Source organism: Sphingomonas arantia, assembly GCF_042682045.1.
Taxonomy (GTDB): Bacteria; Pseudomonadota; Alphaproteobacteria; order Sphingomonadales; family Sphingomonadaceae; genus Sphingomonas_R; species Sphingomonas_R arantia.
Genome location: NZ_JBHUGS010000002.1, coordinates 644,439 through 664,432, shown reverse-complemented (window position 1 = coordinate 664,432; position 19,994 = coordinate 644,439). Strand labels below are relative to the sequence as shown.

At 69.2% G+C, this 19,994-nt stretch carries 16 protein-coding genes; 9 read left to right on the top strand and 7 right to left on the bottom strand.

The features are described 5' to 3' along the window. The first annotated feature begins 74 nt into the window (after positions 1–74). The 5 genes from queA to ACFSGX_RS08765 all read left to right on the top strand — a co-directional run bounded on the left by queA (position 75) and on the right by ACFSGX_RS08765 (position 4,729). Positions 75–1,124: a tRNA preQ1(34) S-adenosylmethionine ribosyltransferase-isomerase QueA gene (gene queA, locus ACFSGX_RS08785; protein WP_380929167.1), complete on the top strand. Its 1,050-nt coding sequence runs from the start codon at positions 75–77 to the stop codon at positions 1,122–1,124. Positions 1,125–1,209: 85 nt separating this feature from the next. Continuing rightward, positions 1,210–1,989, top strand: coding sequence for an SDR family oxidoreductase (locus ACFSGX_RS08780; protein ID WP_380929166.1), 780 nt, complete (start codon positions 1,210–1,212; stop codon positions 1,987–1,989). Positions 1,990–2,037: 48 nt separating this feature from the next. Beyond that, positions 2,038–3,192: a tRNA guanosine(34) transglycosylase Tgt gene (tgt, locus tag ACFSGX_RS08775; RefSeq protein ID WP_380929164.1), complete on the top strand. Its 1,155-nt coding sequence runs from the start codon at positions 2,038–2,040 to the stop codon at positions 3,190–3,192. After that, entirely contained in the window at positions 3,182–3,415 is a 234-nt protein-coding gene (locus ACFSGX_RS08770; protein ID WP_380929162.1) for a hypothetical protein, read from the top strand. The genes tgt and ACFSGX_RS08770 overlap by 11 nt, the downstream gene beginning before the upstream one ends. A gap of 39 nt (positions 3,416–3,454) precedes the next feature. After that, positions 3,455–4,729 carry a glycosyltransferase gene (locus ACFSGX_RS08765; RefSeq protein WP_380929160.1) on the top strand — a complete coding sequence of 425 codons (1,275 nt, stop codon included), beginning with the start codon at positions 3,455–3,457 and terminating at the stop codon, positions 4,727–4,729. A gap of 12 nt (positions 4,730–4,741) precedes the next feature. Here ACFSGX_RS08765 and ACFSGX_RS08760 read toward each other — a convergent pair whose 3' ends face one another. From ACFSGX_RS08760 to ACFSGX_RS08745, 4 genes are all read right to left on the bottom strand, one after another. Continuing rightward, positions 4,742–6,280, bottom strand: coding sequence for a DEAD/DEAH box helicase (locus ACFSGX_RS08760; protein ID WP_380929158.1), 1,539 nt, complete (start codon positions 6,278–6,280; stop codon positions 4,742–4,744). A gap of 228 nt (positions 6,281–6,508) precedes the next feature. After that, positions 6,509–6,874, bottom strand: a complete 366-nt coding sequence (locus ACFSGX_RS08755) for a hypothetical protein (RefSeq protein WP_380929157.1) — start codon at positions 6,872–6,874, stop codon at positions 6,509–6,511. A 7-nt stretch (positions 6,875–6,881) separates the two neighbouring features. After that, the gene (locus tag ACFSGX_RS08750; RefSeq protein WP_465270298.1) at positions 6,882–8,357 is read right to left on the bottom strand and encodes a L,D-transpeptidase family protein; all 1,476 of its coding nucleotides are present in this window, start codon (positions 8,355–8,357) and stop codon (positions 6,882–6,884) included. Positions 8,358–8,500: 143 nt separating this feature from the next. Next, complete coding sequence (locus tag ACFSGX_RS08745; protein ID WP_380929156.1) at positions 8,501–9,634, bottom strand: extracellular catalytic domain type 1 short-chain-length polyhydroxyalkanoate depolymerase; 1,134 nt, start codon at positions 9,632–9,634, stop codon at positions 8,501–8,503. A gap of 164 nt (positions 9,635–9,798) precedes the next feature. Here ACFSGX_RS08745 and ACFSGX_RS08740 point away from each other — a divergent pair, with 164 nt between their 5' ends. Further along, the gene (locus ACFSGX_RS08740) at positions 9,799–11,694 is read left to right on the top strand and encodes an AI-2E family transporter (protein WP_380929155.1); all 1,896 of its coding nucleotides are present in this window, start codon (positions 9,799–9,801) and stop codon (positions 11,692–11,694) included. Here the strand turns inward: ACFSGX_RS08740 and ACFSGX_RS08735 are convergent. Both ACFSGX_RS08735 and ACFSGX_RS08730 read right to left on the bottom strand, forming a co-directional pair. Beyond that, on the bottom strand, positions 11,687–12,544 hold the full coding sequence (locus tag ACFSGX_RS08735) for a glycosyltransferase family 2 protein (protein WP_380929153.1): 858 nt from the start codon (positions 12,542–12,544) through the stop codon (positions 11,687–11,689). The genes ACFSGX_RS08740 and ACFSGX_RS08735 overlap by 8 nt on opposite strands. Continuing rightward, positions 12,526–14,664, bottom strand: coding sequence for an HAD-IIB family hydrolase (locus ACFSGX_RS08730; protein ID WP_380929151.1), 2,139 nt, complete (start codon positions 14,662–14,664; stop codon positions 12,526–12,528). The genes ACFSGX_RS08735 and ACFSGX_RS08730 overlap by 19 nt, the downstream gene beginning before the upstream one ends. A gap of 68 nt (positions 14,665–14,732) precedes the next feature. On the opposite strand from ACFSGX_RS08730, the gene ACFSGX_RS08725 reads away from it, so the two are divergent. Together ACFSGX_RS08725 and ACFSGX_RS08720 are read left to right on the top strand one after the other, a co-directional pair. After that, positions 14,733–15,797 carry a glycosyltransferase family 4 protein gene (locus tag ACFSGX_RS08725; protein ID WP_380929149.1) on the top strand — a complete coding sequence of 355 codons (1,065 nt, stop codon included), beginning with the start codon at positions 14,733–14,735 and terminating at the stop codon, positions 15,795–15,797. After that, the gene (locus ACFSGX_RS08720; protein WP_380929147.1) at positions 15,797–16,975 is read left to right on the top strand and encodes a glycosyltransferase family 4 protein; all 1,179 of its coding nucleotides are present in this window, start codon (positions 15,797–15,799) and stop codon (positions 16,973–16,975) included. Before ACFSGX_RS08725 ends, ACFSGX_RS08720 begins: the two co-directional genes overlap by 1 nt. Here the strand turns inward: ACFSGX_RS08720 and ACFSGX_RS08715 are convergent. Continuing rightward, complete coding sequence (locus ACFSGX_RS08715; RefSeq protein WP_380929145.1) at positions 16,962–17,978, bottom strand: glycosyltransferase family protein; 1,017 nt, start codon at positions 17,976–17,978, stop codon at positions 16,962–16,964. The genes ACFSGX_RS08720 and ACFSGX_RS08715 overlap by 14 nt on opposite strands. 101 nt (positions 17,979–18,079) lie before the next feature. Here ACFSGX_RS08715 and ACFSGX_RS08710 point away from each other — a divergent pair, with 101 nt between their 5' ends. Next, entirely contained in the window at positions 18,080–19,987 is a 1,908-nt protein-coding gene (locus ACFSGX_RS08710; protein ID WP_380929144.1) for a potassium transporter Kup, read from the top strand. Positions 19,988–19,994: the final 7 nt, after the last annotated feature.

Below are 19,994 nucleotides of genomic sequence, written 5' to 3'. Positions count from 1 at the left end.
TCACGCGTCGCGGGGTGCTGGCAGCCCCGCGGATGGGGCTTTCGTCTCTCCCGAACGACCGCTAGAGCGCGGGCATGCGTACCGACCAGTTTGATTTCCCCCTGCCGCAGGACCGGATCGCGTTGCGGCCGGCAGTGCCGCGCGATGCGGCGCGGATGCTGGTGGTGGGGCCGGACGGGCTCGCCGACCGGATCGTCTCGGAGTTGCCGGATTGCCTGCGGCCCGGCGACCTGATGGTGTTCAACGACACGCGCGTGCTGCCGGCGCAGCTGGAAGGGCAGCGCGGCGATGCGCGGATCGGCGCGACGCTGCACAAGCGTGAGGGTCTGCGCAGCTGGCATGCGTTCGTGCGCAACGCCAAGCGGGTGCGGACCGGCGACCGGATCGATTTCGGGGCGGATGTCTTTGCGGTGGCGGGCGCGAAGGCCGACGACGGATCGATCCTGCTGACGTTCGAGGGCGACGAGCCGGTCGAACTGCTGCTGGAACGCGCGGGGCGCATGCCGTTGCCGCCCTATATCGCCGCGCGCCGTGCCGCCGATGCGCAGGACAGGTCGGATTATCAGACGATGTTTGCGACGACCGACGGCGCGGTGGCCGCCCCGACCGCGGCGCTGCATTTTACGCCGGAGCTGATGGAGTCGCTGGCGGCGCGCGGTGTCGATCATGCGCGGCTGACGCTGCATGTCGGGGCGGGCACGTTCCTGCCGATGAAGGCGGATGATACCGATGACCATGTCATGCACGCCGAATGGGGCCGGATCGATGCGGCGACCGCGGACCGGCTAAACGCGGTGCGCGCCGCGGGCGGCCGGGTGATCGCGGTCGGCACGACGAGCCTGCGGCTGATCGAGAGCGCCACCGGCGCGAACGGCGTCGTGCGGCCGTTCGAGGGCGATACCGCGATCTTCATCACGCCGGGCTATGTGTTCCGCGGGATCGACGGGCTGCTGACCAACTTCCATTTGCCGAAGTCGACGCTCTTCATGCTCGTGTCCGCGCTTATGGGGACGGAGCGGATGCAGGCGACTTATGCGCATGCGGTGGCGGAGGGGTATCGCTTTTACTCCTACGGCGACGCATCGTTGTTGCTGCCAAAGGCGTCGGCCGTTCAGGGAGTATGACCCGATGATCCAGCGCCACCGCTGAGGCGGACAGACTTGCGCAGGCGGAGCGATCCGCCGAACTTACTCCGGTTACTGGATCATCATGGCTAGATTAAATCAGAAGACCTGCGTCGTCACCGGCGCGGCGCGCGGGATCGGGCGCGCGATCGCGGCGCGTTTCCACGACGAGGGGGCGAGCGTCATCGTCACGGACAGCGACGTGGAGGCGGGCGCTGCGACCGCCGCGACGATCGGGTGCCGGTTCGAGCCGCTTGACGTAAGCGTCGAGGCGGACTGGCAGCGACTGATGCGCGTCGTTCCGATCGCCGACGTGGTGGTGAACAATGCCGGCGTAACCGGATTCGAGCAGGGGATGGTGGCGCACGATCCCGAACATGCGAGCCTGGCGGACTGGCGCGCGGTTCATGCGGTCAACCTCGACGGGACGTTCCTCGGTTGCCGCTATGCGATCGGCGCGATGAAGACGGCGGGGACCGGATCGATCATCAACATCTCGTCGCGGTCCGGGCTGGTCGGCATCCCGATGGCCGCCGCCTATGCCTCATCGAAGGCGGCGGTGCGCAACCACAGCAAGACGGTCGCGCTCTATTGCGCGCAGCAGGGTTGGAAGATCCGTTGCAACTCGATCCACCCGGCCGCGATCCTGACCGGGATCTGGGAACCGATGCTCGGGACCGGCGACGACCGCGAGGCGCGAATGGCGGCGCTGGTGGCGGACACGCCGTTGAAACGGTTCGGGATGCCGGACGAGGTGGCGGCGATCGCGGTGATGCTGGCGTCCGACGAAGCGACCTATGTGACGGGGACGGAGATCAACATCGACGGCGGGCTATTGGCCGGATCGGCGGCGTCCCCGGGCTAGACGCGCCCACCGCTTTCCATCGCATCGGACTGGTCGTAGAGCGGCGTCATGACCGCTGCGCCCCGTTTCGCCTTCGACATTCACGCCACCGACGGGGCCGCGCGTACGGGCACGATCCGGATGCGGCGCGGCGATATCCGCACGCCGGCGTTCATGCCGGTCGGGACCGCGGCGACCGTGAAGGGCATGAAGCCGGCGGACGTGCGGGCGACCGGGGCGGACGTGCTGCTCGGCAACACGTATCACCTGATGCTGCGGCCGACGGCGGAGCGGGTGGCGCGGCTGGGCGGACTGCACCGGTTCATGGGGTGGGACCGGCCGATCCTGACCGATAGCGGCGGGTATCAGGTGATGAGCCTGTCCGAACTGACCAAGCAGTCCGAGGACGGCGTGGCGTTCAAGAGCCATATCGACGGATCGCGCCACATGATCACGCCGGAACGATCGATGGAGATCCAGCGGCTGCTCGGGTCCGACATCGTCATGGTGTTCGACGAATGCACGCCGCACCCGGCGACCTACGACCGGTCGGCCGCGTCGATGGAGCGGTCGATGCGCTGGGCGGTCCGGTCGCGCAACGGGTTCGACAGCGGCGGCGAGCATGCCGAGACGTCCGCGCTGTTCGGCATCCAGCAGGGGTCGATGGATAAGGGCCTGCGCCGGACGTCGGCGGACCAGCTGATCGACATCGGGTTCGATGGCTATGCGGTCGGCGGGCTGGCGGTGGGCGAGGGGCAGGAACAGATGTTCGCGGTGCTCGATTTCGCGCCGGGTCAGCTGCCCGCGGATCGGCCGCGCTACCTGATGGGCGTCGGCAAGCCCGACGACATCGTCGGCGCGGTGGAACGGGGAATCGATATGTTCGACTGCGTTCTGCCGACGCGGTCGGGGCGGACGGGGCAGGCGTTCACGCGCGACGGGCCGATTAACATCCGCAATGCGAAGTTCGCCGAGGACCGCGGGCCGCTCGATCCCGAATGCGCATGTTCGGTGTGCGCGACGTGGGAACGCGCCTATATCCACCATCTCGTCCGGTCGGACGAGATCTTGGGCGCGATGCTGATGACCGAGCATAATTTGGCCTTCTACCAGTCGCTGATGGCGGACCTGCGCGGCGCGATCGCGGCGGGAACGCTGACCGGCTATGCCGATGCGTTCCGCGCGCGCTATGTGCGGGTGAAGGAGCCGGCCGATGGCGCGTAGATATCGGGTGATCCACCAGAAAAAGTCGCTGGTCGAGGCGCTGTTCTCCGGCCGCACCTATACCGACTGGTACGTCGCGCAATGCTGGCGCGTGCTGGCCTGGACCAAGATCGGCATCTACCCCTCGCGCGTCGAGGCGGAGGCGGCGTGCGAACATCATGCCGACGGCACGCTGATCCGTGGCAACAGCCGGATCGTGTCGGAGTTCGAGCGGAAGGACTGACTGTCTCGCGTCCGCAACGATCACCGGTTACCGGTGTTCATGGGCCGAATACTTCTCGTCACCGTCGGTTCGCTCGGCGATCTGCATCCCTTCATCGCGATCGGTCGGGCGCTCGTCGCGCAGGGGCGGCAGGTTCTGCTGGCGGTGCCGGAGGATGGGGTCGCGAAGGTCCGCGCGGCCGGTCTCGACGCCGAGCCGATCCTGCTGAGCTACGCGTCGATCTGCGCGCGGCTCGGCTTGAGCGAGGAGGCGGTCGCCGCGAGGATACTGGCCGACCCGAACTTCGTCATAGACGAGGTCCTGATGCCCGATCTCCGGTCGAGCACGGCCAGGCTCGATCGGCTGGCGGCCGACGCGGACGTGATCGCGGGTTCGATCTTCGCCTTCTGCGCCGAGATCGTGGCGGAGAAGCGTCGCCTGCCACTGGCTGCGGTGGTGCTCCAGCCGATGAGCCTGTTTTCCGCATGGCAGCCGCCGGTGACGCCGCGGTTCGGCATGATGCGGAAGTCGCCGCGCAGTCGGGTCGGGCGGAGCTGGAACAGGGCATGTCTCGCGATGGTCCGGACTGTGCTGCGCCGCCGTTATGGTACGCGGATCGATGCGGTTCGGGCGGAGCATGGGCTCGGGGCGTCTACCGGCGTGCCGATGCTCGACCATGGGGCGGCGGTGCGGGCGGTGCTGTGCTGCTGGTCTGACACGCTCGGGAAGCTTCCGCCGGATGCCCCGGACAGTGCCGCGTTGGTCGGCTTTCCGTTCTTCGACAGCGAGAGCGGTGGCGACGATGCGTTGCCACCGGAACTCGACGCCTTCCTACACGACGGCGATCGGCCGCTGGTTTTTACGCTCGGGTCCGTCGCGGTCGGGGCGGCCGGGGGCTTCTACGAACAGGCGGCGGCGGTGAGCCGGACGCTTGGCCGGCGCGCGCTGCTGCTTACTGGCCAGGAGGGGCCGCCGCGGCGTGACGATGCGTGTCTTTGGATGGGCTATGCGCCGCATTCCGCGGTGTTTCCGCATGCAGCGGCCGTGATCCATCATGGCGGCATCGGCACGACGGGGCAGGCGGTCCGGGCCGGGCGGCCGCAGCTCGTCGTGCCGCACTTTGGCGATCAGTATGACAATGCGGTCCGGGTGGAGACGGCCGGCCTGGGATTGTCGCTGACCCGCGCGCAGTTCGCAACGCCGCGCGCGCTGGCGGCGATTTCTCGGCTGCTGTCCGACGGCGACATCGGGCGTGCCGCCGAACTGGCGGCGCGGTCTATCGCCGGGGACGACGGGGCGGCGGAGGCCGCCCGCCGGATCGCCGCGCTCCGGTGAGCGCCGTACCCGTCAGTCGCGGGGTGGCAGGTCGAGGCGGACGGTGAGGAAGTTGGGGAACGGGCCGTTCCAGCCGTCGTCCGGGCCTTCGTCGACGACGCGTTGCGGGCGGCGGTCGTCCTGCTGGGGGCGGCGGGTTTCGCGGAACGGGACGTCGCGGCGGTCCTCGCGTGGCGGCGCGACGTGGCGGGGCTGCGGTGCCGGGACGGGTGGCGCGGCCGGGCGGGCCGGGGCGGGTGCAGGTTCGGCGACCGGGGCGGCCTGGACGACGACGGGTTCAGCGATCGGTCGTGCGGCGACGGCGGGCGGCGGTGTGTTCGCGGCGGGGGCGCGTTCGCTGCGCGGACGGCGGCGCGGGCCGCGCGGTTCGGCGTCCTGACGCGCGGCGGGGGCTTCGGGTGCGGGCTGCTCGATCGCAATGGGCGCGGCCGTGGCGACCGGCTTTCCGACGCGTTCGATCGTCGACTTGGTCAGCTTTTCGATGTTGGCAATCGCCTCGGCGTCTTCGGGCGTGACGAGGCTGAACGCCTTGCCCGAGGCGCCGGCGCGGCCGGTGCGGCCGATGCGGTGGACATAGTCGTCCGGATGCCACGGAATGTCGTAGTTGATGACGTGGCTGACGCCCTTGATGTCGAGACCGCGGGCGGCGACGTCGGAGGCGACCAGGATGTTGATTGTGCCGTCCTTGAACCGGTCGAGTTCGCGCAGCCGTTCGGCCTGTTCCATGTCGCCGTGGATCTGGCCGACCTTCATGCCCGAACGACCGAGCATCTCGGCCAGGTCGCGGACCGTGGTCTTGCGATTGGAGAAGATCATCGCGGTGCGGACGTCCTCCGCCGCGAGCAACGCCTTCAGCGCGTCGCGCTTGCCGCGCGAGGTGGTCTCGACAAGCCGCTGTTCGATCAGCAGGTTGTTCATGCCCGCCCGTGCGACCTCGATCTGCTTCGGGTTCGACAGGAAACGGTCGGCAAGCTTCTTGATCGGGCCGGGCATGGTGGCCGAGAACAGCAGGGTCTGGCGCGTGGCGGGCAGCTTGGTGCAGATTTCCTCGATATCGGGGATGAACCCCATGTCGAGCATGCGATCCGCCTCGTCGATCACCAGGATCGAACAGCCGGACAGCAGGATCTTGCCGCGCTTGAACAGGTCCATCAGTCGGCCGGGCGTGGCGATCAGCACGTCGACGCCGCGGGCGAGCGCGGCGGTCTGGTCGCCCATCGACACGCCGCCGATCAGCAGCGCCATCGAGAGCTTGTGATACTTGCCGTATTTGTCGAAATTCTCGGCGACCTGTGCGGCGAGTTCGCGCGTCGGTTCGAGGATCAGCGAGCGCGGCATCATGGCGCGGGCGCGGCCATGCGCCAGGACGTCGATCATCGGCAGGACGAACGATGCGGTCTTGCCCGTGCCCGTCTGCGCGATGGCAATCAGGTCGCGGTTCATCAGCACGGGCGGGATCGCCTGCGCCTGCACCGGCGTGGGTATGGTGTAGCCGGACTCCGTCACGGCGCGCAGCGTTTCGTCGGAGAGGCCGAGATCGGCGAATGTCATGGGCGATCCGGATAAGAATGCGACCGCAAAGCGCGCGATCCGCGACACACGCGGCTATGGCCGAGTGCGGGATTTTGTCAAGGTCGGGCGCGGGTTAGCGCGTGGCGTTTCGCGTGGCGGCGTCGCGCAGCCGACCTGGACTCTAGTTCATCCCCCGGAGCGCAGCCGAGGGTCGCTGTAGGTGTCTCGGCTGCGTTCGGGACGGTCGGGTTTTGATGTGCTTCCGACCTACTTCTTCTCGACAGCCACCTGTTCGGACTCGTTTGCGGCATCGCTTGCAGCGTCGCTGGCGGTCTCGGCGTCGCGGGCGACGCGGGCGGTCATGCCGGTGGCTTCGGCGTCTTCCATCATCTGGTCGCTCGGCCGGGTGGGTTCGGCCGGGGGTGGGGTGTCGACCGCGCTGGTCGTCTCGACGGGCGCGGGCGCGGGTTCGTTGATCGGTTCCGGCGCGGGGGCGGGCTCCGGCTCGACGGGTTCGTCCGCGTTCGCGCTGTCGTTATAGGGGTCAGCCTCCGGCTGCGGCGCGGGGCCGCGGTCGCAGGCGGCGAGCAGCATGGCGGCGGCGAACGGGGCGATCAGGCGGATTTTCAACATGGGGATCCTATCGCGACGCGAGGGCGGCGGCGCGGTTGCCGCGCGCCTCGATCTTGGAGGCCAGGATGCCGTCCCAGTCATAGGGATCGGCGCGAAAATTGATCTGTCCCGCCGAACTGGCGAACGCGGTCCAGTAGAGCAGGTAGACGGTGACCGGGTTGGCCAGCCGCGCGCGCTTCGTCTCGCCCGCGTCGATCGCCGGCTTGACGTTGCCCGCATAGGTCGGGTCGTTGGCGAGCAGCAGGTCGGCCAGCTCGACCGGTTTCGCAAGCCGGACGCAGCCATGGCTGGCGAGCCGGTCCCAGCGCGAAAAGGCCGCCTGTGCCGGGGAATCGTGAAGATAGACCGAGTAGGGATTGTCGAAATCGAACTTCAGCCGCCCGAGCGCGCTCATGTCGCCGGCCGCCTGTTGCAGCCGCGTGCCGCCGCCGTCGAGTTTGATGACCTTGATCGAATTGCGCTTGAAGTAGCCGGGATTGGCGCGCTCTTTCGGCCACAATTCCTTGGTCGCGATCGAAGTCGGCACGTTCCACGGCGGGTTGATGACGATGCTATGGATGCGCGACTGGAGCATCGGCGTGTTGTCGCCGGGACGGCCGGTGACCGCCTTCATCGACGTCACCGGGTTGTCGCCGTCGAACACGGTCAGGACGGCGGCGGCGATGTTCACCTGCACCCGGTCCTTGGCGAGGTCCTGCGGCAGCCAGCGCCAGCGTTCCATGTTGGCCATGATCTGCCGCACGCGGTCCCGCGCGGGGACGTTGAGCGCGGCGATGGTCTGGGTCGAGACGATGCCGCTGGGTTGCAGGCCGTAGCGGCGCTGCGCCCGGCGGACGGCATCGAGCAGCGGGCGATCGAACGTGTCACCGGTCCTGGCGACCTCGCTGTCCTCGACCGCGAGCCGGCGGCGGAGTGCCAGCACCCGCGCGCCGCTGGCGTTGATCGTCATGTCCGGACCGGACGCCAGCGTCCGCCAGCCGCCGTCCGCCTCGATCTTGCGGTAGGTCTTGAGGCCCTTCATCAGGCCGTCATAGCCGGCATAGGGCGGTGGCAACGAGTTGATCCAGGCGGCGAGCCGGTCGCTGGCGACCGCCTGCGAAAAGCCGGGCCACGGATCATAGGCGGCCGGGCGCAGGCCCCAGTCCTTGAGGAAGTCGCTGGTCTCCAGCCGGCCGCTATGGACCGCGCGGGCATGATCGAGCGCGGCGGTGATCAGTTCGGCATCGCCGCGATCGGCCGCCTCGCCATCACCGTCGCGCAAATCGTGGCGCAGGCCCTGGGCGGGCGCGGCATCGATCATCGCGGCCAGCTGCGACGCCTGGGCGCGGGTCAGCTTGGGCATGACGCGCGGCGGCGGGGCGGGGGCATCGACGACGGGCGGGATCGCAGGTGCGGGCACGCCGAACGTCGGAACCGCGCCGGACGCGGTCTGCGCCGCCGCCGGACCGGACAGCAGCGGCACCAGAGCGGCGGCCAGCAGCAAGGGAGTCCGGAAACGGGGTGGCGTGGGCGTCAACAAGGTCGGAAACTCCAGGGGTCGTTGCCGGGAACATAGCCCGAACCGGTCCGTGGCGTCTAGCGGGCTGCACCCTTCGCCACGCTGAACCGACCCCGGGTGCAAGCGCCTTATTTCATCAGGCCGGCGTTGCGCAGTGCGGTTTCGATGACGGTACCGACCGGGCCGCCCATCGCCATGGGTGTCCCCATCGGCATGGCGAACGGCGAGGCGGGCGTTTCCGCTTGCTGCTCCTCAGCTGCGTCGACCGTCATCTCCTCCGCGTTGGTCTCAAGGCCCCAGAAGCGCAGGATAAGGTGTGACGAGGCAATGCCGGCGTCGAGCATATAGGCCGCGCTGGCGCCGTGATCGGACCCTGCGGTGGGATCGATCGGCGTGCCGTGACCCATGCCGGCAATGCGATACTCCTCCAGCACCGAGCGGCCGTTCGCATCGTGCCAGACGCGGTGACGATGGCCGTCGATCATCTCCTCCTGCGTCGGGCGTTCGGGCAGGCCGTGCAGGTCGCGCCACTGGCCGGCGATCGCGTCGGCGTTGCTCTGCGCGACGGTCTGGTCGGCCGCACCCTGCCAGATCGACAGCGTGGGCCAGCGGCCGTCATGCCCGGCTGCTGCACGTGCGCGTTCTGCGAGAAGATCGCGCGAAGGGCCGCCATGGCCGCGCATCCGGTCGAACGCCTCGGGCACCGTGCTGGCCGAGCCGTAGGGCAGCCCGGCGATCGCGGCACCGCCGGCGAACACATCCGGGTAGGTGGCAAGCATGACCGCGGTCATGGCGCCGCCCGCGGACAGCCCGGTGACGAACACGCGTGCCGGATCGATGGCGTGATCGGCGATCATCTGGGCCACCATGTTCCGGATCGACAGCGGTTCGCCGTCGTCGCGCACGGTGTCGGCCGGCACGAACCAGTTGAAACAGAGGTTCGGGTTGTTGGCGCGGCGCTGTTCGGGGAACAGCAGCGCGAAACCATGACGATCGGCCAGCCGCGACCAACCGGAACCATGGTCGTAACCGGCCGCGGTCTGTGTGCAGCCGTGGAGGACGACGACGAGCGGCGCGCCCTGCGGCAGGTCGGACGGCACATAGATGCGCGCGCGTAAGCCGCCGGGGTTGGTGCCGAACGCATCCATGTCGGTCAGGCGATCCGCCTCGCCCGCGCCGCCGAACATGTGCGCGCCCATCGCGCCGGTGGGGAGGTTCGCCGCGCGGGTCAGGCGGGCAATGGTGTCGCTGATGTTACGCATCGGGGTCTGGCCCTCCGGGATAAGGCGTCGTGCGTCGCCGTGGCGACGTCGCGTTTATGCTGCATTGCACAATAGATGGGAAAGCCGGGCGGCCGGTCAATAGCCAATGTGCCGACCGCACCGGGACGCTATGGTCTATCCAAGACTCGGACGAGGATATGGTCATGCAGAGCGACGAGAAACTCGCCGGATACGAGAATATCATCACCGGCGACCGGACGGGCGTGCCATCGCCCGATGCCGCGTCGACCGTAACCGCGGCCGCCGTGCCGGAGCTGAAGAGCCTGCTGGGGCTCGCCGTCGCGGCGGTCGTGGTGGGCGCGCTGTATTTCGCGCAGGACGTGCTGATCCCGATCACGCTGTCCGTGCTGCTGTCGTTCGTGCTGGCGCCGCTGGTCAACATGCTGCAGCGGATCGGGCTGTGGCGCGCGCCGTCGGTGGTGCTGACGGTGCTGTTCGCGGTGGGCGTGCTGGCCGCGGTCGGCATGCTGATCGGCACGCAGGCGGCGAACCTGACCGCGGATGCGCCGCGCTATGCCCAGACGATCGAGCAGAAGATGGAGGGCGCGCAGGCATTCGCCGCCGCGCGGATGGCGTCGCTGTCGAAGGAGTTCGCGCCGCGGATTCGCCCGGTCCGGCGTGGGTCGCTCGCCGCAGCGCCGGCCGCCGAAGCCACCGGCGAGCGCCGGCCGGTGCTGGTCGAGGTGGTGCAGGAGCGGACGTCGCCGCTGACCGTCGCGCGGACGATCCTGCAACCGATCCTGGGGCCGCTCGAAACGACCGTCATCGTGCTGATCGTCGCGATCTTCGTGCTGTTGCAGAAGGAAGATCTGCGCGACCGCTTCATCCGGCTGTTCGGATCGAACGACCTGCACCGCACGACGATCGCGATGGACGAGGCGGGGCAGCGGCTCAGCCGGTATTTCGCGTCGCAGCTCGCGGTCAATACCGGGTTCGGGATCATCATCGGCGGTGGCCTCGCGCTGATCGGCGTGCCGTCGGCGGCGATGTGGGGCATCCTGGCCGGGCTGCTGCGGTTCGTGCCCTATATCGGGTCGTTCTTGGCGGCGGTCGCGCCGATCGCGCTGGCCGCGGCGATCGATCCGGGCTGGGGCACGGCGATCGCGGTCGCGTTGCTGTTCGTGATCGTCGAGCCGCTGGTCGGTTATGTCGTCGAACCATTCCTGTATGGCCATTCGACGGGGCTGTCCCCGGTGTCGGTAATCGTCGCGGCGGTGTTCTGGACGTGGATCTGGGGGCCGGTCGGGTTGATCTTGTCGACGCCGCTGACGCTGTGCCTGGTCGTCGTCGGGCGGCATGTGAAGTCGCTGGAGTTCTTCGACGTGCTGCTCGGCGACCGGCCGGCACTGTCCGCGGTGGACAGTTTCTACCAGCGGGTCCTGGCGGACAATCCGGACGAGGCGCTGGCGCAGGCCGAGACGCTGCTGACCGACCGGACGCTCGACCGTTATTATGACGAGGTCGTGGTGCCCGGATTGCGGCTGGCCGGGATCGACCATGCGCGCGGGACGATCGACGATCGCCGGGCGGCGCGGATGTGCGGGTCGATGCTCGGCCTGATCGGCGAGCTGGAGGATCACCGCGACGGGGCGGGTGCGCCGCCGGTGCCGCAGGACGCGCCGGGCGGTGTCGTGGCGTGCGTCGTGGGGCGCGATCCGTTCGATGCGGCGGTGGCGGCGATGCTGGCGCAGCTGCTCGCGCGGCGCGGGATCGCGACGCGGATCATCACGCATGCCGCCGTGTCGCGCGCGGCGATCGGGACGCTCGATCTGAGCGGCGTGACGGTGGTCGCGCTGTGCCATCTCGAACTGGTCGGCGCGCCGGCGCATCTGCGTTACCTGGTGCGGCGCGTGTCGCAGCGGGCGCCGGAGGCGAAGATCGTGGTCGGCCTGTGGCGGACGGCGGTCGATGCGATGGTCGACGACATGGCGACGCAGTTACAGGCCGGCGGGGCGGATCAGGTTCGAACGCTGGGCGGTGCGGTGGCGGCGTGCGAGGCCGTGCTGACCGGTGTGGCGGTGGCCGAGCCGGTCAGCTGAAGCGGACATCGTCTGGCTGGCGCGCGGCGGCGATCTCGTCGGCGCGCGGGTGGCGCAGGATCGTGATGGCGTCCGGGGTCATCGCGATCAGCCCGCGATCGGCGAACTGGCCGAGCCAATAGTCCATGCACCACCGGCCCCATTTCGTGCGAAACAGCCGCGCGTTGCGGACGATGTGGTCGAAATGCTGGTAGGGGGGGACGTGGACCGGGTGATGCTGGTGGTAGGCGCGCGCTTGCCCGACGCGGAACATCGGGACGTGCGCGGCGGCAAGGGCTGCGGCGAAGTCGGTTTCCTCGCCACCATAGCCGACATAGCGTTCGTCCATCCCGCCGCTGCGCTCCCACGCGGTGCGGGACAGTGCGAACGACAGGCCCCAGAGTTCGCCGTGGTCGGGTTCGGGGACGATGCCGGTCGTCGGCGGGGCGGGTTTCGCCGGGTGGCGCTGACCCGACGCGTCGAGCGCGGCATAGTCGAGCGGGAGCGCGACCGGGCCGGCGGGGAGGTAGAGCACTTCGCCGAGGAATATCCCGTCAGCGGTCGCCGCTGCCTGTGTATAGCTTTCGACCAGCGTGGGCGACGGGATGCAGTCGACGTCGAGCAGAAGGAGCAGGTCGCCGGTCGCGGTCGCCACGGCCTGGTTGCGGGCGCGGGCGAGCGGCATCGGTTCACCCGGCACGGCGACCATCCGGATGGGGCACGGCAGCGCGGGCAGGTCGGCGGGCGCGGCGTCCTGCATATAGGCGATGACGAACTCGTCCGGTGCCCGCGTCTGGGTCGCGAGTCCTTGCATCAGTCGTTCGAGATGCGCGCGGCGGCCGCGCACCAGCGTCAGGACGCTGACGCGCACGGGCTGCAGGTCGGTTCGGTCGCGGACACCGCATGGGGCAGGCGGCGGAGTGCCTGGCGGCGGAAATGATCGACGCCGTCGATGATGCCGCCGGCATGACCGTAGCGCGACACGAAACTGTGCGCGAGTGTCGGGTCCTGATCGAGCCCGTCGCTGTGGTTGGCGACGATGATCGAGTGGCGGACCGAGCGGAGCATCTCCACGTCGTTGCCGCTGTCGCCCGCCACCATGACCTGGTCGCGCGCCATGCCGTAGTGACGGCGGACATGCTCGACCGCGGTCCCCTTCGACGCGGCGTGCGGGAGTATGTCGAGATAGGTGCCGTGGCTCTGGATCACCGAACAGGCGTGGCCCGCGGCGCGCAGCAGGTCGCGGACGCGGCGGGCGGCATCGGGGTCGCCGCGAGTGAAGTAGCTGAGCTTGAAGAGGCGCTGTTCGAGCGAGCCCTGCGGTTGCAGGTCGGTCGCGTCGGCAAGGATCGCGGCGACCGCCGCGCGGTCCCATCCCGCGGCGATCTGCGTGGCCCAGCCTTCGTCGAGGTCGTAGGCGGTGCCGGTGCGGTCGAGATGGTAGATCTCGGACCCGACCGAGGTGATCAGCACCTGCGGCTGCGGCACGTTTTCGCGCGACAGGATCGCCTGCGCGCTGTGCAGCGAGCGGCCGGTGGCGATGCCGAACAGCAGATCCTCCTGCCGCCCATGCCAATCGGCGAACCGGACCGTTGCGGCGGGACAGCCGACCAGCGTGTTGTCGATGTCGCTGATGAGCATCGTCGTGCCGGACGGATCGGCGGGCAGGGCGCGGGGCGGCCGTCGGCCGAGCGCAGACTCGGCGAAGTCGTGATAGAGTTCGGCATGGCGCGTCCAGTCGTACGCCGCCACCGCGACCGCACCGGCGCGGGAATAGCGTTCCCAGAGCGGCCGATCGTCGAGGATGCGGCCGATCGCGGCGGCCATTGCGCCATGGTCTCGCGGATCGACCAGCACACCGTTGCCGCAGCGTTCGACGATGTCGTTCGGCCCGCCGCTGTCGGTCGCAACGATCGGCAGGCCGGCGGCGGCGGCCTCCAGCAGGGTCAGCCCGAACGGTTCGTTGAGGGCCGGGTTGACGAACACGCCGCCGCGTCGCCGGGCGAGGGCGTAGATCGACGGGACTTCGGACGGCAGGTGGTGCTTGGGATAGGCGACCTGACCGTAGAGGTCGTAGCGGTCGATCAGGCGGAGCAACTCGTCGAGATTACTCGCGATCTCCGGCTCCATCCGGGCGATATCGTCGCGGATACCGGCGACGATCACGAGGTTCGCGGTGCGGCGCAGATGCGGGTCGTTGCCATAGGCGTGGACGAGGCCGGCGAGGTTCTTCTTCGTTACCGGACGCGCGATCGCGAGGATCATCGGCTTGTCCGGATCGGTAAGGAACCGGTCGATGCGACCGGCCATCGCAGGATCGGGTGCCGCATCGGCGAACGCGGCAAGATCGCTGCCCGGTTCGATCACCCGGATCCGGCCGGGGCGGTAGGCGTCGTAGCCCGCATATTGGACCTCGGCCTCATCGCGCGACGAGGCGATGATGCCCGCGGCGGCGGCGATCGTGCGTTCCTCCAGCGCGATCCGACGGTCCATGCCGGCGAGCGCGTCGGCGTCGTCGATACCGGCGAACGCATCGCGCTTCACGCGGCCGAGCGAGTGGGCGGTGAACAGGAACGGGATGTCGAGCGCGGCGCCGACCCGGCGGGCGATTTCGCCACCGTCGGCGTAGTGGGCATGGAGGATCTCGGGGCGGCGGTCGAGCGCGGCGATGTGGGCGATCAGTGCGGCGCTGAAACTGTCATGTTCCGCCCAGAGCGCTTCCTTAGCGAGGTAGCAGGACGAGGTCGTCTCCAGCCGCACGATCCGCGTCTTGGCATCGACATCCTCAGTCCGCACGGCGTAGCAATCGGCCATGCCGTCCTGCCGGAAGCCGCGCGTGACAATCTCGATCCGGTCGACGCGCGGTTCGGCGGCCGACGCGCGGGCGAGATCGAGCAGGTACCGGATATGGCCGCCAGTGTCCGCGTTCACACCATATTCGACGTCGCGGGCGCGCAGGCACCCCTGCAACGCGATGTGCATCACGAACATACGTCCCCGTCCATTCATTTGTCGTTCATGGCGGAACCGCGCTCCGCTACCGCTGGTTCCCGGTGTTGATGTCGATCAATAAGTTACTGCGCATCGCGCAGGTCGCCCCGGTCATTTTCCCGACGCCGCCCGTCGATCATGGCGGGACGGAACGGGTCGTGTCCGACCTCACCGAGGCGCTGGTCGCACTCGGCCACGACGTGACGCTTTATGCGCCGTCGGACAGTGTGACGTCGGCCCGGTTGCGGTCCGCGCATCCCAGCCTGTCCGCGCTGGAGCGGGCGGCGGGTGGTCCCGTCGCGCCGGGCGTGCCGGGGGTGCTGGAGGCGGCGCAACTCGACATGGTCGCGCGCGCGATCGACGAACATGACATCGTTCATGTCCACGGCGAGTTCGCGCATGCCGCGGTGCTGGCCGGGCGGCCGGCGCTGACGACGATTCACTGGCGGGTCGACGAACTCGATCGCAAGCTGTTCTTCGCGCATTTCGACCGGTTGCAGGTGGCGGCGATCTCGGGGGCTCAGGCCGCCGACATTCCGGCGTCCAACCTGGCGGGGGTGGTCCATCACGGGATTGCCGAGGACCGTTACCGGCTGGGGGACGGCGCGGGCGGCTATCTTGCGTTCATCGGGCGGATGACGGACCAGAAGCGGCCGGACGTCGCGATCCGCGTGGCGCGCGCCGCCGGGCGGCCGATCCGGCTGGCGGGGACCATCGATGTCGGCAATCCGCGTTATTTCGAGGATCGGGTTCGTCCGCTGCTGGGGACCGATGCGGAGTATGTCGGGCCGGTCGACGATGGGGCGAAGCAGGGGTTGCTGGGCGATGCGGCGGCGCTGCTGTTCCCGATCGACTGGCCCGAACCGTTCGGGCTGGTGATGATCGAGGCGATGGCATGCGGGACGCCGGTGATCGCGTGGGACCGCGGCAGCGTGCGCGAGGTGATCGAGGAGGGCGTCACGGGCTTCGTCGTGCGCGACGAGACGGAGGCGCTTGCGGCGATCGCGCGGCTGCCGTCGATCGACCGGGCGCAGGTGCGGCGGCGGTTCGAGGCGCGGTTCGGCGCGCGGCGGATGGCGACGGACTATGTCGCACTGTACCGCACGGTGCTGGGTGCGCAGGATCGCGGCTGATGGAAGTCGGTGTGATCAGCTGGACCTATCCGCCCGAAAAGAGCGGATTGTCGGTCGCCGCGCGGGAGATCGCGCAGTCGCTGGCCGAGGCGGGGCATGGCGTGCGGGTGCTCACGTTCGACCGGTCGGGTCGGGCGATGGATGGGGCGGTAACGGTGATCGGTTGCGCGCTTCCGGCGGGGGGCGCGCTGGCGCGGTTGCGCGGTTTGCCGGCGACGGGGCACCTGGTCGGGCCGTGGGCGATGGCGCGCGCGGTGCGGGCGGAGCATGCGCGCGCGCCGTTCGACGTGGTCGAAGCGACAAACTGGTACGCGCCGGGGCTGTTCGTGGCGCTCGACCGGCGGATGCCGTTCGTGACGCGCAATTCGACGCCGGTCGCGACGAGCGGTGCGGGCGGGCGGGGCGTGCGGGCGCGGACCGACCATGCGGCGGCGCGGGCGGTGGAGGCGCTGTCGGCGGCGCGGAGCGACATGCTGATCTCCAATACCGCGGCGCATGGAGTAAAGATCGCGGCGCTGTACGGTGTGGCAAAACCTGGGCCTGCGCATCATGTCGTCGGGCTGAGCCTCGACCCCGCGCTGGTCGCCGCGGGTGCCGAGGCGGCGTACCCGGAGGCCGCAAGCGGTCCGGTGCGGCTGCTGTTCGTCGGGCGGGCGGAGCATCGCAAGGGTTATGACGCGCTGGCGCCGGCGATCGAGATCCTTGCTGCGGAGGCTGAGCGCGGGGCGATCCCGGAGTTTGCGCTGACCATGGTTGGGGTCGGTGATGACCGCGTGGCGGACCTGTCGGCGGCGGCGCGGGCGCGGGTGATGGCGTTCCGGCGCGCGGAGAGCGAACAGCTGTACGCATTGCTGGCGAAGACGCATGTCGTGGTCGCGCCGTCGCGCTACGAGTCGTTCGGGCTGGTGTATCAGGAGGCGATGGCGTTCGGGCGGCCGATCGTGGCGTGTGCGGAGGACCCGAGCGCGCGACTGTTCGTAGGCGGGACCGGGGCGGGGCTGCTGGCGGAGCGGTGCGATGCGTCGGCAGTGGCACATGAGCTGCGGCGCGTTATTGTCGACCCGGAGTTGCGCAGGACGCTCCACCGGGGAAGCCGAGCGGCGGCGGGACGGTTTACGCGGGCGACGATGGGGAGCGAGACGGTCGCGGCGTACCGCGCGATGCTCAGTCGGCGCTGAACGGGCGAAGCAGCGCGGCTTCGTCCGCCGGCCGCGCGCCGTCGGCGGCCATCGCGGCGTAGCGCGAGGTGCGGGCGGGGACGTGGGCGCCGTCCAGCCGGTGGAGAATCGCGCCGGCCGGGGCGAGCGCGGAATGGCGCCAGTCGCGCGACGGGTTGGGCCGTTCGTGGACGACGCCGGAGAAGCGGACTTCGGCGCGGTTGAGGCGGTACTGGACGTCGGGCCAGTGATCCGAGCGGACGCCGTCCACGAGGTTCGAACGCGGGAAGGCGAGCGAGCGCAGGCCGTGCGCGTCGGCATCGGCGGCGAGGCCGGGCAGGGCGGCAAGCATGGCCGGGTCGAGGTCCTCGTCGGCGTCGAGCTGGAGTTGCCACGGCGTCTCGCACGCGCCTTGCAAGCGATTGCGCTGGGCCGAGAAATCCTGACCGAGCGGGTGGGTGAGATACTCGACGTCTGGGCGCGACAGGCCCGCCACGACGGTCTCATCATCGCTGTCGATCAGCACGCGGACCTTGGCGAAGTGCGGGGTTAGCCGATCGACAAGGCGGCGGATCGCGCGAAGTTCGGAGACGCGGCCCATGATGCCGAGCGTGATCGCTGGTCCGTCGACGGGGAGTGGCGCGGTCAGCGCGGCGGCGGGGAGGGTGCCGGTGGGGTCGGCCAGTTCGGCCGCCTGTGCAGCGTCTGCGGGGCGGATCGCGCGGCCGAAGCGGTAGCCGGCGATGCGCAGCGTGGCGATGGCGCAGGTCCAGTCCTGCGGGGGGTGGGCGATCAGGTCGACTAACGGTGCCGCGAGCCGGTCCGCGGTGTCCGCGGCGATGGCGTCCATGGCGCGGTGGCCGGCGCTGTAGCGCAGCCCGCAATGGGTGCATTCGCGCACCCCGTCGCCACGGTCGTGCCGCGCGCGGTTCCCGCAGATCGCGCAGCGCGTCATCGCCGTATCCGGGTCGTGGGCATGGCGGTGGTCATCGCGCAACGGCAGTTCCGAAACAACATCGGCCACCAAAAACATATGCGAATACTATGCGGTGGGCCGCCGGAATGGCTGGTTTCGCTATGCGGGACCATGCACATGCGGCGTGAAGACTTTTGACAGGGCGGCACATGACGACGGGAATCGAGACGGACGCCGCGGGGCCGGTGACGCATCACGGGCCGCAGGATCGGACGTCGACGCTTGCGCTCGGCGCGATCGGCGTGGTGTTCGGCGATATCGGCACGTCGCCGCTCTATGCGTTGAAGGAAAGTTTCATCGGGCATCACCGGCTCGCGGTGGATGCGCCGCATCTGTACGGGGTGATCTCGCTCATCTTCTGGACGATGACGCTGATCGTCACGCTGAAATATGTGCTCATCATCCTGCGCGCCGACAATCGCGGCGAGGGCGGGAGCCTTGCGCTGCTTGCACTGATCGTGCGGAGCAGTGGCGACCGCGGCTGGACGCGCGGGATCGTGCTGCTCGGCATCGTCGCGACCGCCTTGTTCTACGGCGATGCGATCATCACGCCGGCGATCTCCGTACTGTCGGCGGTTGAGGGGCTGACGATCGTGCAGGCGGGGCTCGCGCCGCTGGTGGTGCCGATCTCGATCGCGGTGCTGATCGCGCTGTTCATGATCCAGTCGCGCGGGACCGCGAAGGTCGGCATGATCTTCGGCCCGGTGATGCTGGTGTATTTCGCGGTGCTGGCGGTGCTCGGCATGCTGGCGATCCTGCCGCATCCGGAAGTGCTGCGCGCGCTCAGCCCGACCTATGCGGTCACGTTCTTCACGATGGATCCGCTGCGCGCGTTCCTGGCGCTCGGGTCGGTCGTGCTGGCGGTGACCGGGGCGGAGGCGCTCTATGCCGACATGGGCCATTTCGGGCGCAAGGCGATCGCGGTGTCGTGGCTCTACATGGCGTTCCCGTGCCTGCTGCTGAACTATCTGGGGCAGGCCGCGCTGCTGATCGAGAACCCGGCGGCGATCGAGAATCCCTTCTATCTTCTCGCGCCCGACGCGTTGCGGCTGCCGCTGGTGATCCTGGCGACGATGGCGACGATCATCGCCAGTCAGGCGGTCATTTCCGGCGCATTCTCGGTGACGCAGCAGGCGATCCAGCTCGGCTTCCTGCCGCGGCTGAAGATGGTCCATACCAGTGCCACCGCGGCGGGGCAGATCTATCTGCCGCTGGTCAACTGGGTGCTGCTCGGCTTCGTCATCATGCTGGTGCTGGGCTTCGGCACGTCGAGCAATCTTGCCGCGGCGTACGGCATCGCGGTGACGGGGACGATGTTCATCACGGCGTGCATGCTGGGCGTGCTGGCGGTGACGGTGTGGAAATGGAACCGTTGGGTCGCGTTCGCGGTGACCGGCGTGTTCCTGGTGATCGACGGCGCGTATCTGGCGTCGAACCTGACGAAGATCCCGGACGGCGGGTGGTTCCCGCTGCTGGTCGGCGCGGTGGTGTTCACGGTGCTGACGACCTGGGCGACGGGTCGCCGGCTGATGCGGGCGCGGCTGGACGAGAGTGCGATGCCGGTGGATGTGTTCATTCGCTCCGCCGCCGGGTCGGTCGGGCGCGTGCCGGGGACCGCGGTGTTCCTGTCCGCGTCGCCGCACGGCATACCGTCCGCGCTGCTCCACAACATGAAGCACAACCGCGTGCTGCACGAGCGGGTGGTGATCCTGACGGTGACGATCGAGGGCGTGCCGCTGGTCGAGGCCGGGGCGTGTCCGGAGGTGGTCGACATGGGCCACGGCTTCTCGCGCGTGATCCTGCATTACGGGTTCATGCAGGATATCGACATCCCGGCGGCGCTGACCGCGATCACGATCGGCGGCGGCGCGTTCCGGCCGATGGAGACAAGCTATTTCCTGGGGCGGCAGACGCTGATCTCGGCCGCGCGGCCGGGGATGGCGCGGTGGCGGGAGCAGTTTTTCGCCTGGATGCTGCGCAATGCGGAGACGGCGATGGAGTTCTTCAAGCTGCCGCATAACCGGGTGGTGGAGTTGGGCAGTCAGGTGGAGATCTGAGGCTGGA